Raw genomic sequence first — 220 nt, 5'->3', positions numbered from 1 at the left:
AGCATCATAAACTTCCTGTGCCAGTTTTACGCCTGCTGCATCATAAATGTATTGGATGTATTGCCCATCTGTTTTGGTTACTCGCTCAGGCAGGTTCAGATAATTGTATTCTATAGCTGCTATGCCCTTATTTTTATCCTGGGTCATGTTACCATTCTTGTCATAGACATAGTCAGGGTCTGCAGTGGTACCTGCATGGCCATTGATAAAGCCTGTGCTT

The 220-nt window shown here is 42.7% G+C and carries 1 protein-coding gene; it reads right to left on the bottom strand.

The window, feature by feature from the left end; all coding sequences use genetic code 11:
- Positions 1-220, bottom strand: a 220-nt coding sequence (locus E1140_RS21060) for a hypothetical protein (protein WP_185153294.1), incomplete at both ends; no start/stop codon positions are given.

Source organism: Fulvivirga lutimaris (genome assembly GCF_009711525.1).
Taxonomy (GTDB): Bacteria; Bacteroidota; Bacteroidia; order Cytophagales; family Cyclobacteriaceae; genus Fulvivirga; species Fulvivirga lutimaris.
Note: the sequence above shows the minus strand (reverse complement) of the source record. Positions and strands in the feature narration are given on the sequence as shown.